This window comes from Candidatus Cryosericum hinesii (genome assembly GCF_003570985.1).
GTDB classification, from domain to species: Bacteria; Caldisericota; Caldisericia; order Cryosericales; family Cryosericaceae; genus Cryosericum; species Cryosericum hinesii.
The window spans coordinates 19,778-36,456 of record NZ_QXIW01000006.1 but is presented as its reverse complement, the minus strand read 5'-3'; the positions used below and the strand labels follow the sequence as shown (position 1 = coordinate 36,456).

Annotated in this window: 16 protein-coding genes; 8 read left to right on the top strand and 8 right to left on the bottom strand. The window is 60.7% G+C overall.

Going from position 1 to position 16,679, the window contains the following annotated elements; genetic code table 11:
• Positions 1-135 precede the first annotated feature (135 nt).
• Complete coding sequence (locus SMC3_RS01165; RefSeq protein WP_207799601.1) at positions 136-876, bottom strand: acetyl-CoA carboxylase biotin carboxyl carrier protein; 741 nt, start codon at positions 874-876, stop codon at positions 136-138.
• Positions 877-1,328: 452 nt separating this feature from the next.
• Between SMC3_RS01165 and SMC3_RS09785 the strand changes: the two genes are divergently transcribed.
• From SMC3_RS09785 to SMC3_RS01140, 6 genes are all read left to right on the top strand, one after another.
• Entirely contained in the window at positions 1,329-1,457 is a 129-nt protein-coding gene (locus tag SMC3_RS09785) for a hypothetical protein (RefSeq protein ID WP_279386277.1), read from the top strand.
• A 25-nt stretch (positions 1,458-1,482) separates the two neighbouring features.
• Positions 1,483-1,881 (top strand): hypothetical protein, encoded by a 399-nt coding sequence (locus tag SMC3_RS01160; RefSeq protein ID WP_119089727.1) that lies wholly within the window; start codon positions 1,483-1,485, stop codon positions 1,879-1,881.
• A 7-nt stretch (positions 1,882-1,888) separates the two neighbouring features.
• Entirely contained in the window at positions 1,889-2,299 is a 411-nt protein-coding gene (locus tag SMC3_RS01155) for a DUF2089 domain-containing protein (protein ID WP_119086853.1), read from the top strand.
• Positions 2,271-3,251, top strand: a complete 981-nt coding sequence (locus SMC3_RS01150) for a DUF4097 family beta strand repeat-containing protein (protein ID WP_119086852.1) — start codon at positions 2,271-2,273, stop codon at positions 3,249-3,251. The genes SMC3_RS01155 and SMC3_RS01150 overlap by 29 nt, the downstream gene beginning before the upstream one ends.
• A gap of 333 nt (positions 3,252-3,584) precedes the next feature.
• Positions 3,585-5,450, top strand: coding sequence for a molybdopterin-dependent oxidoreductase (locus SMC3_RS01145; protein WP_165846494.1), 1,866 nt, complete (start codon positions 3,585-3,587; stop codon positions 5,448-5,450).
• Positions 5,450-7,063, top strand: coding sequence for a DUF349 domain-containing protein (locus SMC3_RS01140; protein ID WP_119086850.1), 1,614 nt, complete (start codon positions 5,450-5,452; stop codon positions 7,061-7,063). The genes SMC3_RS01145 and SMC3_RS01140 overlap by 1 nt, the downstream gene beginning before the upstream one ends.
• A gap of 66 nt (positions 7,064-7,129) precedes the next feature.
• Here the strand turns inward: SMC3_RS01140 and SMC3_RS01135 are convergent, their stop codons facing one another.
• Positions 7,130-8,098, bottom strand: coding sequence for a hypothetical protein (locus SMC3_RS01135; protein WP_126851533.1), 969 nt, complete (start codon positions 8,096-8,098; stop codon positions 7,130-7,132).
• 51 nt (positions 8,099-8,149) lie between these two features.
• A complete protein-coding gene (gene pcp / locus SMC3_RS01130; protein ID WP_119086848.1) occupies positions 8,150-8,767 on the bottom strand; it encodes a pyroglutamyl-peptidase I in 618 nt (205 codons plus the stop codon).
• Between the two features lie 135 nt (positions 8,768-8,902).
• On the opposite strand from pcp, the gene alr reads away from it, so the two are divergent.
• Positions 8,903-10,012: an alanine racemase gene (gene alr / locus SMC3_RS01125; protein ID WP_119086847.1), complete on the top strand. Its 1,110-nt coding sequence runs from the start codon at positions 8,903-8,905 to the stop codon at positions 10,010-10,012.
• Positions 10,013-10,087: 75 nt separating this feature from the next.
• Here alr and SMC3_RS01120 read toward each other — a convergent pair whose 3' ends face one another.
• The 3 genes from SMC3_RS01120 to SMC3_RS09325 form a co-directional block, all read right to left on the bottom strand.
• Positions 10,088-10,258 carry a YvrJ family protein gene (locus SMC3_RS01120; RefSeq protein WP_119086846.1) on the bottom strand — a complete coding sequence of 57 codons (171 nt, stop codon included), beginning with the start codon at positions 10,256-10,258 and terminating at the stop codon, positions 10,088-10,090.
• A gap of 98 nt (positions 10,259-10,356) precedes the next feature.
• Positions 10,357-11,127 carry a DUF554 domain-containing protein gene (locus SMC3_RS01115; RefSeq protein ID WP_119086845.1) on the bottom strand — a complete coding sequence of 257 codons (771 nt, stop codon included), beginning with the start codon at positions 11,125-11,127 and terminating at the stop codon, positions 10,357-10,359.
• Positions 11,128-11,142: 15 nt separating this feature from the next.
• On the bottom strand, positions 11,143-11,826 hold the full coding sequence (locus SMC3_RS09325) for a hypothetical protein (RefSeq protein WP_165846493.1): 684 nt from the start codon (positions 11,824-11,826) through the stop codon (positions 11,143-11,145).
• Positions 11,827-11,838: 12 nt separating this feature from the next.
• Here SMC3_RS09325 and era point away from each other — a divergent pair, with 12 nt between their 5' ends.
• Complete coding sequence (gene era / locus SMC3_RS09320; protein WP_320409436.1) at positions 11,839-12,795, top strand: GTPase Era; 957 nt, start codon at positions 11,839-11,841, stop codon at positions 12,793-12,795.
• Positions 12,796-12,876: 81 nt separating this feature from the next.
• Here the strand turns inward: era and SMC3_RS01100 are convergent, their stop codons facing one another.
• Positions 12,877-15,084, bottom strand: coding sequence for a hypothetical protein (locus SMC3_RS01100; protein WP_119086842.1), 2,208 nt, complete (start codon positions 15,082-15,084; stop codon positions 12,877-12,879).
• On the bottom strand, positions 15,074-16,678 hold the full coding sequence (locus tag SMC3_RS01095) for a CTP synthase (RefSeq protein WP_119089725.1): 1,605 nt from the start codon (positions 16,676-16,678) through the stop codon (positions 15,074-15,076). The genes SMC3_RS01100 and SMC3_RS01095 overlap by 11 nt, the downstream gene beginning before the upstream one ends.
• Position 16,679 lies beyond the last annotated feature (1 nt).

Sequence of the window (16,679 nt, the reverse complement as noted above, 5' to 3'; positions counted from 1 at the left end):
TCGAAATCCTTGGCAATAGCCAGATACATGAGCACCAAGGCCACGACCAGCATGATAGCGTTGCCCCACGTGAAGTTGTAGATGCCGGAGAAGCTTCTGAAACCCTTGATTGCAGCCAGAATAACACTCATAACTCTACTCCATCCTCAGGAGAGGCTCGCCCGTCTTCACGGACTGGTTGACCTCGACATGGACCTCGCCGACCACGCAGTCACGCGGGGCAAGGATCTCGTTTTCCATCTTCATCGCTTCGATGATAAGCAGCGTGTCACCCCGCTTGAACGCCTTGCCGGGCGCGGCAAACACCTTGAGGATCTTGCCGGGCAATGGGGACTTCATGAGATTCGACGTGTCACCCGCGCGCGCAGAAGGAGCAGGACGAGGTACGGCGGGTGGAGACGGAGGAGCAATCACAGGGCGCTGTGCAACAGGCGCGGGAATTGCCGCAACCTGACTCACAGACTGTGCACCAGTCGCCTGCTCGACCCCCACCTCGAACGCCTTCCCATTGACCGTGATTCTGAAGATGCGCGATTGCGCGGTCGCTGTCCTGAAGCTTCCCTCGCCCTGGCCGATACTGATGGCACCATCCGTCCCCACATGACCAGCGTCAACGACGGCCGGCATCGTGGACAGCTGTCCCGGACGCTCAACCATCGGGAGATCAGAGACAGATTCACCCCCGGCCGCAACGTCGATCCGGCTGTCTTCGTCGTCAGCGGACCCCTCACCTCGGGACCCACGGCTGAAGAATTTCAACCCGTAGCAGACAACCATGAGAAACGCCAAGACTGCAAACACGACCAGCATGTCCACCAGGGACAGCCACAGGCTCGAACTAACAGTGTCCGGCATCATCATCTCCTTATCACTCATTTTCTGCTTCCGACTGGAAAGGGTCTGGCTTCACTCCATATGCGGGTAAACAGCCTCAACAATGACCCCGATAATTTCTTGTTTATTATATCACATTCTGAAATGAATCAACGGGAAGGGCGACGTTCTTACCAATGCAACCCTACCAACAAATGGGGTTCGGACCTACGTGGCGCCATCCGAATGAACTCGGGAAACAGCCGGATACAGTCGGGTCGGTAGAACGGTACCCCGGACCTGAGCGGCTCGACCAGCCAAGGCGTGATATATAAATAATATAGATTGCGAGTGAACAGACTCTGTGGAAACATGATCTGTGTTGACACCAGTATTTCTCTTATATTGAGTGCGTTCACGTCTTCTTCACTATTTCATGACGTGCCTCTTGACATTCATCTGTGACTTAATATTATTTAGGTGCAAGTGAACAACATTCTATTAGGAGGCACGAGATGACCGACACGACGACGAGACTGATGGACCTGGTGTATCGTGGCCGGCTGGATACGACTACGGCGGTGCTGCTGTTCAACGTCGTCTGGACGGTCAGCGGCAAACGCGAGTATATCGTCAGGGATTGAACACATCCGAGACTGGGAGGATACTATGTCGCAAGAGTACGAGAAGATCGAACGTATGGTCCAGCAAGGCAAGCTTACGCGCGCCGAGGCAGATGAGTTGCTTGCGGCTCTCGAGCCGAAGGAATCCCAACAGTCCAGTCCACCTATCCAGGGGGTGCAGCCTCGTACACGTCGGACGTTCCGGATCCACGTCGACGAAGCCAGAACAGGTGAGCACGTAGACCTGGGCTTCCCCATGGCCCTCGCGGGTATCGGATTGAACATCCTCGCCCGCAAGGGAAGGGCGACCGTCGGTGTCGACGGCAAGCAGGTCCCGATCGATGTCGACGAAATCAGGCGCTTGATCGCGGACCCGGCCTTCGTAGGGGAACTGATGCACATTCATGCAGGTGACGGTGACGACGTCATCCTTAGCATCGAGTGAGGCTGCCATGAAGCACCTGCCGACGACGTGCCCCTCGTGCGGGTCTCAGCTGGAGATTGCCGAGCTGCACTGCACCGCCTGTGACACAACTGTGCGAGGAGCGTACCCGCTCGACCGGTTCGCGGCCCTGTCCGGTGAAGACGAGCAGTTCCTGCTGACCTTTCTGGCGGCGCGCGGTAACCTGAAAGAAGTCCAGGACCGCCTGGACCTGTCCTACCCGACCGTGCGGGGCCGTCTGGACAGGGTGCTGGCGGCGCTGGGACTGGCCGGCGACGACAAACCCGCCGAGAAGGCCGTGCGCAAACCCAACATCATGGAACTGCTGGACAAGCTGGAAGCCGGCGACCTGAGCGTCGATACGGTCTTGAAGACCATCAAGGAGGGCAGCGATGAGCCAAGCGACGGAACGACTGAGTGAACTGAAGGACAAGGGACTTATTACACAGGAGCAGTACGACGAGCTCTTGGCCGCGCTCGGTGCGATCAAAGACGAGTTGCCACAGGTTCCACAAGTACCTCGTTTACCAGCCGAACCTATGGCACCCGTGCCCCCTGCTCAGCCGGTGACTCCCGCATCTGCGCCCCAGGCCACAGGCCGCAGTCTGACCGTACGCCTGATCTCTGAGGACCTGCAGGTGCGTGGTATCCAGGGACTCCCAGCTGTCCGGGTCGTGCGAGGCCAATCGAGCGTCCGTACCCGCCAGGATGGCCAGAATGTTGAGGTCGAGTCGAGATTGACTGCAGGCGAATTCCACGGCTTCTCGTTCAGCCTCGGATTCGGCAACGACGGCGAACCGGTCGAACTCGAAGTACCTGTCGACATGTCGTGCGAACTCAAGACCGTCTCGGGCAACATCACGGTCAGCGACATCACGGGAGACGTCGTGGTGCGCAGCGTGTCCGGCGATGTCGACGCCAGCTCCATGGCGCACCTCTCTTCCGCACAGGCGACGTCGGGCGACGTCGACATGGACAAGTGCCTGGTGGATGGCGACGTCATCAGCAAGTCGGGCGACCTGGACATTCGAAACTCGACCGTCCGTGGCATGCTCAAGTCGTATTCAGGCGATGTTGCCGTCCTCAACACCGTCCTGAACGACACCGACGTCCTCAGCTTCAGCGGGGACGTGAGCCTGGAGAGGGTGACCGTCCAGAGCAGCGCCCGCTTGAAGACGACCAGCGGCGACGTGCGTGCAGAACTTGACCAGCACGACGTCATGGTCGACGTCGAGACGCGGTCGGGCGAGGCAAGCATCAAGGGTCCAGGCGTCGATGTCGAGGTCCAGCGGCAGCGTATTCCCGTGGGCTTGGCGACCGTCGAGCTTTCCGTCCACACCGGCAGTGGTGATATCGAGGTCAGACTGACATAGTTCTCCTTCCGAAAAGGCATCACCCACCCCCGGTCATCGCAGCCGGGGGTTCGCAGTTCCTGGGAAGGTGTGACAGTCTTGGGACAGAAGCTCCCCTCAGAACGCCCCTCGCATTGAAAAGAAATACTCGGGGAATACACCCTTCGCCTTGGACAAAAGGGCTCAGGGGTCTTGAACAGAAAGGCTCGGGGAAAGCGCCCCTCGCCTGCGAAAAAAGGGCTCGGGGGGTCCCAAAGTGTAACACTCTCGACGAATTGGCACCGCGCAGCGTCATCACCTTCATCTGTCCTGTTCTCAGATATACTGTTGGTACCCTGAACGATGGAGGAACCAATGTTGGCCGATGGCAACTATCTAAGTGTGTGTGCGTATGACTGTCCCGACTCGTGCGGCATGGTCGCAACCTGCAGCGAAGGGCGACTCGTCGAGCTGGAAGGTCGGAAGGACAACCCATACACACGTGGCTTCATCTGTCACAAAGGACGCCGCTGGGTCCGTGATCTGCGGGGCGAGGATCGTCTGACGTCGCCCCTGGCACGCCGGAATGGCAAGTTCATCCCTATCGGCTGGGACGAGGCCCTGGACATGACGGCACAGGCGATCCAATCAGCTATCCGGCATCACGGTCACCAGTCCTTCCTCTTCTACGAGGGTTCCGGCAACCTGCTCATGGGCAACAAGATCCAGCGCCTGCTTCCCCTGATGCTGGGCGGTGGCACGATGGCTACCGGGTCGCTGTGCGGCTCCGAGGGCAAGGTCGGCCTGGCTCGCAGCTATGGCACGGTCGGCCGCGACCAGCCGTTGGCTGCGCTGGAGAGCAAGTCCATCCTGCTGTGGGGTCGCAACCCGGCTGAAAACAGTGTCCACTTCCTCGCCATTGTGCATGACGCGCGCCGTAAAGGGGCTCTCCTGGGCACGATCGATGTCCGCGCCACACCCACGACTGCGATCAGCGACTCAGCGTGGATCGTGCGCCCGGGTTCGGACCTGACGCTCGCCCTGTACCTGTGCCACGAGGCGATCAATCTCCATGGTGAACCTCAGGCCGCACACGAAGGATACGACGCGTTCAGGGATGCCTGTCTGCTGGTCTCCGCCGAGGACGCACAACAGGCCACGGGTCTGTCCGCCGAGGCTCTGCACGCACTCGTCGGCTTCGTCACGAATCAGTCGCCCCTCAGCATCTGGACCGGAACTGGTCTTCAGCGGACCCGGTGGGGCGCCAACCTGGTCCACGTCATCGACACGCTCGGTTTCCTGCTGGGCAATCACGGCGTCCCCGGCGGCGGCGTCTGGTTCGACCAGGGCGACGACAACTTGCTGCCGGACGACTTCGCGACCGTTCCCGGCGCTCAGACCCGCTTCATGCCGCGTCCCAACCTGGGAGCCTCACTGCTGGAAGCCGAGCTGCCCGTCGAGGCTGCAATGTTCGTGCGGGGCAACCCCGCATCGCAGTGCCCGGACGCCGGCAAGGTGCTGAAATTCCTGGAGCAGTGCCCCTTCTCGGTCTGCCTGGACTGGCACATGAGCGTGACCGCGCGTGCGTGCACGCTCGTCCTGCCGACGACCGTGTTCCTCGAACGAGGTGACGACTATGTCATGAGCTACTTCCATGACTTGCTGCAAAAGACGAACAAGGCGACAGAACCGCCCGAGGGCGTCCGCGACGAGCTGGACATTGTCCGGGACGTTGCCTTGCGGCTTGGGCTACCAGACCGGTTCACAACCGAGAGGGCGCGGCTGGCAGATGTCGAGAACGACCCCCGGCTGACGCCCGCGGGTCCCGGCATGTGGCGTCTCAAGGATGCACCGCGCATCCAGGGAGCATTTCACTTCCCCTCCCGCGTGCCCGATGTCCTTGTCGAACCGGGTATGCTGCGTCTCATCACCGTGCATGTGCGCGACTACATCAACGGCATCGACCCAAACCAGGCACGGGTTCGCGTCCTGCCTCCCGTGGCATCGGTGTCGAGGGAACTTGCCCACGAACGCTGCCTGACCGAGGGCCAGAAGGTGACCCTGCGCAATGCACTGGGTTCGCTGGATGTGCGGATCCACCTGGACAAGAGCATCGCCACTCAGACCATCGTACTGCCGCAAGGAGTGGAGGGCGTCAACCTGCTCGTCGCTCCTGGACTCACGCCGGACGGCAACTCCTGCATCAACGACAGCTGGGTCCTGCTCGAGCCCGCACTTTAATGAAACGGCAGGGCAAGCCACCGCAGAATCCTGTAACCACCGCGCCGGCCACAGAGGGCGCCGTTCCCCACAAGGAACGGGCCGATCCTTCCCTGGAGGTCATCTCCTACGCCGTCGCCGCCCTGGCCAATGCCTACAGCGAAGCACGAGACAAGGCGAAGCTGCTGCCACGGCTGATAGCCGCCTCCGTCCGCATCACCGCCCTGGCAGACCGGGACGAAGCCGAAGAACAGCTCGCGCGTCTTGTCCGCATGCAGAAGGAAGCCACACACCTTGCAGTCGAGCACCTGGAGCGCAAGAAGCAGCTCTCGTCCGCAGCTGTGGCCCTGGCCCAGTCCACCGACTGGAAGGGCGCACGGTCGACACTGGACCAACTCATGCATGAGTGGCGCCTGGCAGGCTGGTCGGACGACGCAGCGACCGCTCCCTTCCGTAAGGCATTCAACGACGCGGTAGTCACCTTCACCCGAAGGCAGGAACAGTGGTTCGATGAACAGCGCATGCGCGGCGCCCCTACCCGCGAGTATCGCGAGTACCTGTGCACACGCGCCGAGCAGCTGCTGGAAGAGATAGACGACACGATGTGGGCAGCTGCTGGCGAGCGCCTGAAGCAGCTGGCCCAGCTGTGGAAGAAGACGGCGCGGCATGAGGAAGATACAGCCCTGTCGGCACGTTTTTCCGCCGCCGAGCGCGCCTTCGAAGCACATCGGGACGCATGGTACGACGCCAACCACGCACGCAAGGAGAAGCTGCTGCACCACATCGAGACCCTGACGGATACCACAAATGGACTCGCATGGGAAGCAGCACGACGCGAAGTGGCGGACATCGAAAAACATGACTGGCACGAAGCAGGGCAGTTGCCCCACGACCAGCATGAGATCATGGAACGCGAACTCCGGCGCGTCCTCACTGCCTTCCACGTTCGTCAGGGCGAAGCGGAACACGAGGCCCTGAAGCAGAAGGAGAAGATCGTCGCCCGCATCCAGGCGCTGGGCCGGCGTCCCCTGGACAACTGGAAGGCGACGCGTGCCGTCCTCCTAGAACTTCAACAGGCGTATACGGATGTGGGTCCGGTCGCCACGGCCAGTGAAGCCGATCTGCTGCAAGCATACCGCGCCGCCTGCCAGGCTGTTGTCGGCAAGCTGGGGACCCTGCGGGGCAACAGTACCGAGAAGCGCGGCGACGTCATCCGGCTCATCCGCGAGCTGACCGACAAGGCCGGCAAGGGTGTCTCGTGGCGCGACGCCCGCGACAAGGTCCTGGTCCTACAGAAGCAGTACATGGGAGCTGGTCCCGTTGCGCACGCCGAGGGCGAAGCCCTGTGGCAAGAGTATCGGGCCGCCTGTGACCGCTTTTTCGAGCTCTACCGCTCGTGGACCGGCGACAACGTCGAGGTCAAGGAACAGCTGTGCGCCGAGGCGGAAGCACTGTTGGATGAACGTGACCCGTTCGAGGCCAAGGAAAAAGCCAAGAAACTGCAGCAGCGGTGGAAGTTTTCAGGACCCGTTCCGCCGGAAGAAAACGAGACGTTGTGGTCACGCTTCAGCGAGACCGTCGACAAGGTCTTCGAGCGGGCCCGCGCCGACTGGGAAGACATCCACGGCACCTGACCCCAATTGTGAATCCCCAAAGTACCTGGTACTTTAGGGATTCACAATTGGTGAAGATGTGATTTGTTACAGGCCGTACGCAGCGCGTGCCAGCAGAAACAGTGTCTTGGTGTAGCTGGACATGCGGCCCAACGGAGTACTGATCTCCTGGTCATACGCTGCCTGCGTTGTGCCAGGATCAGCGGCGTGGAGCGTGCTTTCGTCGAAGAACCAGCTGTCCTTGCCGTTGATACTGTCCCCGAAGAATTTGGTCTCCAGTGGCCACAGCTCGCGGACCACGGGCCTGCCCAGATAGGCGGCGTGGCGGCACAGCCAGCTTGGCGAGGTTGCTGTCGCAATGTCCAGCGGAAGGGCGTTCTGCAACGCGGTTACAAACACCGGACTGTTGCGCGCAACCATTGCACCCTGATACTCCTCCAGGTTGTAGTGATGGTTGGTCGCTGATCCCATGAGCGTACCGAAGTTCCCGATACCCTTGAAAATGATGCCGACGGGCGCAGGAACACCGTGATATGGTTGAGTGGTGTCCTGCACATAGTGCATCGCCCGCGCGAGGTAGCGGAAGGTCCAGTACAGGTCGCCCTTCTCCCTTGCCTTGCCTGCCAAGTCGAAGAAGTACTGCGCACGCGACGGTGCGACGCCGAAGCGCAGCCAGCCCAGGCCATAATACTGGTGGCGCCAACCCTGCGAACCACCCGTCAACGCCTGCAACGGGCTGAGCTGGAGGTCCTCATCCATCTTCCAGTCGGGCTCATCTGCATAGTTGGTCAGGATGGCGGCGGCGCTGGTCACCGTCCCCGGCTTGCCCTCGATGTATTGGAGGACAAAGTTGGGTCCGACTGCGGCCGTATCCACGTCCTGGTAGGTCCATGGCGTGACGGTAATGCTGTCATACGCCTTCAGCCACTCCTGATCACTGATAATCAGCTTCGTACAGGCACCGTGGCTGTTCCACGCGTCCACCGGACTGACCAGACAAAACAGCGCAAAAGCGACGACAAGTGCAGCACACAGCAGTTTCCGATTCCTCTTCATGGCTCCCCCTTTGTCGAGTGTTTCTGTCATTCGCATAGTTGTGCAGACCTGCTACGGCCGTGCGTTCGACGTCAGGACAGCGACCATGCAGTCGAGCCCGGCCACCATCGTCTCCAGCGACATGGAAGGCGTCCCCGGTTTCCCCACCACCTGCCCGGGCAGGAACGGCACATGGATGAACCCGGCCTGCGTTTCCAGATTGTGCGTGACGATGTGGTGCAGGACGCCGTAGAATAGATGGTTGCAGACGAACAAGCCCGCCGTGTTGCTGACGGCAGCCGGGAACCCGGCACTCCGAAGACCGGCAACGATCTGCTTGATGGGCAGTGTGGCCAGGTAGGCGGTCGGGCCCTGTGGAACGATGGGTACGTTCTCGCGAAGGACACCGCCATTGTCGGGAGCCTGTGCATCGTCGCAGTTGACCGCAACGCGTTCGATACTCAGTTCGGCCCGGCCTCCCGCCTGACCGACCATCACGACAGCGGCCGGGCGAAGCCGGTCGATAGCCTCTGTCACCGTCCCAATACTGTCTGCGTAGGTTGTCGGCACCAGCAGGCGTTCGATGCGGGCATCACCCGTATCGCCGTTCAGCCGGCTGACGGCTTCCCATGACGGGTTGAGGGCTTCGCCGCCAAAGGGTTCGAATCCGGTCACGAGTATCGTCATCATGCTTTCCTCCCCAGGATGGAGACAGTATACCCGGACGCGACCTCCGACCAAACGTTCTTGACATTGGAGCGGGGCATCAGTACCATGGCATGAGGCTGGAAAACGAGATACCTGGATCTGGAGGAAACAAAGACGATGTATCGGCCTACTGTAGCAGAGATCGATCTGACAGCAATCCGCGACAACCTGCGGGCCATCCGGGCGTTCACTCCATTCAAGACGCAGGTCATTGGTGTCGTGAAGGCTGACGCATATGGACACGGCGCAGCACGCGTTGCGGCGGTGCTGGAACAGGAACAGGTCCGGCTGCTGGCGGTGGCGACGCCTGACGAGGCCGTCGAGCTCCGCGAGAGCGACATTACGGCTGAGATTCTCGTCCTGGGAAACTCGCCCGCCGACTTCGTCCCATATGCCGTCAGGAACAACGTCTCTCTCACAACGGTCAACCAGGCGACGACGATGACGTATGGAGCAGCGGCGGGCACACATACAGTACGCCTGCATTACAACGTCGACACCGGCATGGGGCGTGCGGGCATCCTGGCAGATGATGCGACAGACCAGATCTTGCACAGTGCCACGGTCCCCCACGTCAGTATTGTCGGCGTGTACTCGCATTTCGCGTGCGCCGAATCCGATCCGGCATTCACGGCGCTGCAGACGGCACGGTTTGCAGAGGTCGTGCGTGAACTCCGCGCGGGCGGCCTCCAGCCGGCAATGGTGCACCTGGCCAATTCGGCGGGCCTGTTCACGTCTCCGGGTGTCATGCTGGACGGGGTGCGCCCCGGCATCCTCCTGTATGGCTGTCCGCCCGTCCCTGCCCTGACCTGCCCCGTACGGCCGGTCCTCGCGTTACGGACAGAGCTGGAAATAGTGAAGGAGCTGCCGGCTGGCCACGGTATCGGGTATGGAAGGACGTTCATCACGGAACGGCCCACCCGCATGGCACTCATCCCCATCGGGTATGCCGACGGCTATCTGCGCGGACTGTCCAACAAAGCACATGCGATCGTGCGGGGACGGTTCGCGCCCATCGTGGGGCGTATCAGCATGGATGTCTGCGCCCTCGATGTCACGGACATCCCAGCGGCGGTGCCCGGCGACCCCGTGACCCTCATTGGCGAGCAGGATGGTCTTTTCGTCACCGCTCAGGAACTCGGGGAACTCATGGGGACCATTTCCTACGAGGTCTTGATTGGAATCTCGAAGCGCGTGCCGCGCGTCTATATCGACAGGAGCCCCTGAAGCACCACACCGAGACATGACAAACCCCCCACCTGCAGGTGGGGGGTTTGTCATGGTAGTGCCATGGCGGCCGCATCAGGGCGTGACTGCCGAACCATTGATGTGCAAACCAGCCTGAATGAGGTCGGCCAGCCGGTCAAGGCTTGCCTGCATCCGATCCAGCTTGCTTCCGAATACCGTCAGCAGATACACAGAGATGGCAATTGGGAAGCCAATGTTGCCGATCAGCGTGACAAGTCCGTCCATGTCGTGCCTCCTTGGCAGGGGGCTGCCCTGCTCTCCTGTTATGGAGAGGCACGTATGGCGGATGCGCTTGTGGCGTCTCCCTGACGGGAGAAACAGGGTCAGACCAACTTCAGGGCATGGAAAAGAAGGGCATACAGGACGGCGAAAATCAGGCCGGGCAGGAGGTTGGCCAGCTTGATCTTCTTCAGGCCCAGCAGGTTGATGCCGATGGCGATGACCATGAGGCCGCCCGTGGCCGTCAGCTCGTTGAGGATGTAGGGCTGCATCAGGAACCCCAGCGCGGAACCCAGCAAGGTCAGACTTCCCTGGATGATGAATACGGGGATGGCGCTGAACGCAACGCCGCTGCCCAGCGCCGCAGCGAGCGATATGCTGATGACCAGGTCGAGGATGGACTTCGTGTAGATAAGCGTGCCATTGCCCGTCATCCCCTCCTGGATGGAACCAATAATGGTCATGGGGCCGATGCAGTAGATGAGGGAAGCAGTGACAAGCCCCTCTGCCCACCGGCTGCCAGACGCAACATGGAGCCGCTTCTGGAAGCGCTCGGCCGCCGCGTTGACCCTGTCTTCGAGCCGCAAGAGCTCTCCCACGACGACACCACTTACGATAGCCATGACCATGATAACGGCATTGCCCGTCTTGAGGGCCATGCCGATCCCGATGGAAAGCGTCGCCAGCCCATTCGCGATGAAGATGGCGTTGCGGGTGTCCTCCTTGAGAAACTTGCCAACGAGCATGCCGACCAGGCTGCCGACTACAACTGCAATCGCGTTGACCGTCGCGCTCAGAGGGAACCTGAGCACAAAACCCGATGCCGCCCCCGAAGGGGCGGCAACCAGCGTCGTAATTGCCGAAAGAATACTCATGAACAGATGATGTACCTAGACCTTGAGCCCCATGATTTCGTACATCGAGAAATACGCCTCAGCATCGCCGAGTTCCTCGATGGCAGCAATAACGGCACTCTTTGTGTCCGCAGGCAGCGCGCGGAATGCGTCCGTATCGGTGAGCTCGACGCCGGCCATGGAAACGGATACCGTACCGATGTAGTCGTCGTCCATCAGTTCATTGGCCAGAACATGAGCCTGGTCCTCGGCTGGCATGAACAGGGCCTGGCCAAGATAGATGACTTCGGACTCCTCGCCCTCGTCGTCACTCTCGTCGTCCTCGGCTTCCTTGTCCTTGACATCCGCGGCATCATCTCCGACCTGGCAGCAGCAGGACCCACCTTCGGTATGCTCGTGGCCGTCCTTGCAGCACTCACCTTCGGTATGCTCGTGGCCGTCCTTGCAGCACTCACCTTCGGCGTGCTCGTGGCCGTCCTTGCAGTGACCGCCTTCGCACCCGCAGTTGTTGTCGTCCCCACCGCAAGAACACTCTTCGCCGTCCTCTCTCATCTCGTCGGCCCACGGATGAAACCCCGAGATACGAACGGTGACGCCGTCGACGTCACGCTCCACGACGACGTGAGACTGGTCCTCGTCAAGGTGGTAGTGCCACTTCTTGAGAATCTCTTCGCCTTGCTCAATGCTTTCGATATTGTTGATAGCCACCTGGATCAGCATGGGAAACCTCCAATGAGACAGTATGGGATTCATTGTACACGTGTTTGTCTGAGGCGCAAAAGCCTGTACACTTACATTATGAAGAGTGGATTCGTATCAATTTTTGGCAAGCCCAGCGTCGGGAAGTCGTCGCTGATGAATACTATCCTTGGTACCAAACTATCCATCGTGTCGCCCAAACAGCAGACCACGTGGTACAACATTCTTGGCGTTCTCAACAAGAAGGACGCCCAGGTCTGTTTCGTCGACACGCCCGGATATCACAAGGTAAGCAAGAGCAAGCTCAACAAGTACCTTGTGGAGACGGCGCTGCAGTCACTGGAGGACGTCGAGGTCGTCTACTTCGTCATCGACCAGTCGGCCTATCCTGACGCCGAGTACGAGGAGATGTTCCCCATCGTCATCAAGCTCGGCAAACCGATCTTCCTCGTCGTCAACAAACTGGACCTGGACACGGCCAAGCGCCACGAGATGGTGGCTGCTCCCTTCGTGGAGAAGCTTCATCCGACAGCTGTCTTCCACGTTTCGGCGGCGACCGGCGCAGGGGTCACACCACTAGTAAAGGCGACCATCGACGCAATGCCCGTCGGCGAGCCCTATTTCGACGACAAGACCTTGACGTCGCACCCGATCGAACTCATCGTTGCTGACACCGTACGTGAGCAGCTGTTCAGCCGTCTGCAGGACGAGCTCCCCTATTCGACGGCCGTCGTCACGGACGACATCACGGAGTCCGCCAAGGGTATCCGCGCCATGGTCAGTGTGTACGTCGCCAAGGACTCTCAGAAGGGCATGATCATTGGCAAGGGCGGTGAACTCATCGCGACCATCAAGGATGTCGCTCGCAAGAACCTCGTCCATTTCCTGGGCGAGCGGGTCGAGCTCGACGTCCGCGTCAAGGTCGAGAAGAACTGGAACCGCAAGCTGGTGACCATGAAACACTTCGGACTGGCGGTCAGCAAGAAGTAACCTGTCCATCCTCAATCGAACACACAAGCGCCTGTTGCTGAGGGATCATCCCCTCAAGAGGAAATGTGAAGAACGGACCGTCTACGACGGACCGGGGTTGGCCGCGATAGCCTCGCCTTCAATAAGATCTGCAGGCTCCATGACAATGGTCCCTCCGGTCACGTACTTGACCGTCCCCTTGCGCGCGACCAGTTCCTTGAGTTCCCAGGGGAAGTTGAGTTCGATGGCGCTGACGCCCCGGAGGAAATCTGAACGCATGCTGAACCGGACTTTGTCGCCCAGACGCTGCATGCGCACGGAAAGTTCGCCGAACGTAGACTGCAGACCGTGGACGTCGATGCCGTCGCCGGCAAACAGCTCGGGCGTCGGCACTGGGATGATGCTCAGGTAGGTGCCGCGTTCGACAAAGATGAGGCTGGTCAGCAGCTCGAGGGCAAGCGCCGTCGCGACGGCGCTGTGCCGTGGACCGGCAAGAGCTCTCCTGGTATGCAGGTCGATATAGTCGGGGAGAGCGTCGGATACCCCAAGCTGCTCCAGACCCTCCTGCATCAGACCGTACGCTCCGCTCTCACGGCGCAGGATCAGAGTTTTGGCGCACAGCAGTGACAGACGGATGTCGCCGAGGGAGCCGAGGGAGGGGTTTGCGACGAAGCCGTCACGCAGCCAATGCTCGGCGATCCAGCTCATGGTGCCAGTCAGGATGGCGTCCTCGGTGCCGTGCGCGCCAAACAGGGCGTAGGCCGCAACCGGTGCTATGTCGGCAAACATCGGCTTGCCAGGGCCGACATGAGTATCGGCCGCATCCGCCTGCTTGAGCAACCGCAGCTGGAGGTCGTCACATAATCTGAGGCGCACGTCGTCCTTCTCGGAAAGCATGCTCTGATAGCTCTCAATGGCCTTGCCCAGCACCAGATGCAGCACAGGGCCGGAACGCCGCAATGGTCCCAGCAAGCCGATGGCGACAGGCTCCACTGTTGTCTGCGATTGGCTGAGCCAGGTGACGAACTGGTCCACGACGGGAAACAGCTGCCTGCGGAGCTGCACCTGGCGCGCCACCTTCAGATGCCAACCCAGAGCAATGACAAAGCTTGCGTACGAAAACAGTGCATCCGCCGACAGAGCGGGCCCTGGGGGTAATTGCGCCGCATAGGAACGCAAGAGGCTGGAAGCCGTGTCGACCTCTCCCACACGGTCATATGCCTCGACGAGCGCCGGCAGGGCAACGGCATCGAGGCCGCCCTCGAACGCCGAGGCAGCAGTGGCTTCAAGAGACGACAGGTGAAGCAGCTGGTTGGCGGCAAAACGGTTGAGGCGCTCGTCGCCCGTGCGATATCCTACATGCTTTTCCTGTGTTACGACGAGCCGGTGCTCTTGCTCAAGGATCCCGGCGCTCTGTCCAAGGAGGAGCGTGAGTTCCTCAGGTTTGTAGGTACGGTCCCTGTCGACGAAGAAGAAAAACGTGACTTCGGTATCGCCGCCAGGTTCGAGCTGGTGGTCGAATGCAAGTCGCAGCTGCATGAGCCCCGTCGGCGAGACGACTTCGCCGCCGGCATCGGCGTCGACCATGCTGCCAGTCCGGGGATCGTAGACGCTGACCTTGGTACTGCTCGGTCGTTCACAGGCAAAGGCGATGCGCTGTCCGTTGAGCATGATGAGGTTCTCACGTGAAAAGCTGAACCGTTCCAGACTCGTGATGCCCACCTCGTCGAACGGCTTGATGAGGAGGACGAGCGTCACAGCGTGAAACTGATCACTGGTATTGCGCAGCCGGAACGTGACCTGAACGAAGGGCAGGTCCATCAATCCATGGGGAAACGCACTCCTGGTCACGGTGAGTTCGGGTGCCGTCATGACGATGCGGTGGATGCCGTCTTCGAAGGAAGCCATCGTCGCCCTCGGGTCATACGCTGCGGAGGAACAGACCTCGCGCCCTTCCACCTGTGCCACGTAGTCGATAGTGACAGGAACCAGTGTCAGGATGAGCGTGCCGCATTCATCCGCCCGAACACCCTCAGGATGACGGGGCAGACCCAGCTGCGTCAGGCGCTCGCCGGTCAGATTTTCCCAGGACGGGATACTCCCGGTCTTGCCGGCAAGCTGTACCTGCAGGTAGCGTGGCAGCTCCTCGGGCTTGAACAGCGCCGAGGCTGTCTGTGTCAGCACCGTTCGCAGGCGTGCCTCGGATTCCGTGCGCACCTGTCCCGTGCCGCCGATGACCTGCAGCCGGTCCAGCACGTCGCTCGCAGCCTGGCTGACGGGGACAGAGCGGACCCGTTTTCTACCCCTCATGTGCAAGCATGGCCTTCACAAACGCAACGAACAGGGGGCCTGGCTGGAGTGGCTTGGACGAGAGCTCAGGGTGAAACTGGACACCGACGAAGAACGGATGATTCCCGAGTTCGAGGGCCTCGACCAGGTCTTCCTCCGGATAAACAGCAGCGACGCGCATGCCATGTTCTTCGAAGGCTGCACGGTAGTCATTGTTGAACTCAAAGCGATGACGATGGCGTTCGGAAAGCGTGGATGCCCCATAGGCCTCTTCCACCCTGCTCCCCGGTGTGATGGTGTTCTCGTAGACGCCAAGCCGCATGGTCCCGCCCAGCTTCTGTACGCCCTTCTGCGACGGCATCAGGTAGATGATAAGGTCCTTCGCGTCGGGCTTGAACTCCTGGGAATTCGCGTCCTCAATACCGAGCACGTTCCGTGCAAATTCGATGCTGGCAACCTGCATACCCAGGCAGATGCCCAGGAAGGGCAGATTGTGGGTGCGTGCGTATCCCGCAGCCAGGATCATCCCTTCGATGCCACGTTTCCCGAAACCGCCCGGGACCAGGATGCCGTCATACTTGCCCGCGTCCAGCAGGCGCACCCCCTGCTTCTCGACGTCTTCGCTGTCAACCAGGTCGATGTGCAGATCACACCCGGTCGCCCATGCGCCATGGTGAAGCGCTTCGCGGAGGGACAGATAGGCATCATTCAGTTGAACGTACTTGCCGACAATGGCCAGCCTGCGTGGCGTCTTCGCCTGGTCGATCGTCCATGTGAACCGCACCCAGGGCGTCTCGGTCTCGGCCGCGCGGGGCGCCATGCCGAACGCAGACAGGACGAGGTGGCCGACACGCTGTTCCTGCAAGTAGTTTGGGACCTTGTACACGGAGCTCAGATTGGGCAGCGAGATGACGTGATCGGCGGGGACACCGCAGAACAGGGCCACTTTGCGCTTCTGCTCGACCGGCAGTTCCTTCACCCCGCGGGCCACGACCAGCGTGGGCTGGATGCCGATTTTGCGCAGTTCACCGACGCTGTGCTGGGTCGGCTTAGTCTTGAGTTCATCTGTGGTCTCGAGATAAGGGACGTACGTCAGATGAGCGAAGATCGAGTTGGCAGGATCCTCGGCCCAGAACTCGCGGATGGCTTCGAGGAACGGCAGGCCTTCGATATCACCAACCGTGCCGCCAACCTCGACGATCACGAAGTCGGCCTTCGACGCCTCGGCAACCTTGGTGACACGGCTGCGGATCTCCCCAGTGAGGTGCGGGATGATCTGCACCGTGTGCCCCAGGTACTCGCCCTTGCGCTCTTTCTCGATGACGGAGAGGTAGACCTGCCCGCTGGTGATATTGTTCATGCGGTGCAGGTTCTGGTTGAGGAAGCGCTCGTAGTGTCCCAGGTCCAGGTCGGTCTCTGCGCCGTCCTCCGTCACGAAGACCTCGCCGTGCTCAAATGGGTTCTGCACACCGGCGTCGACGTTGAGATATGGGTCCATCTTGAGAATGGTCACGGAGAAGCCCTCGTCGAGGAGGATACGTCCCAGAGAGGCGGCGAAGATGCCCTTGCCCAATGACGACATAACGCCACCGGTAACGAAGATGAATTTGCTCATG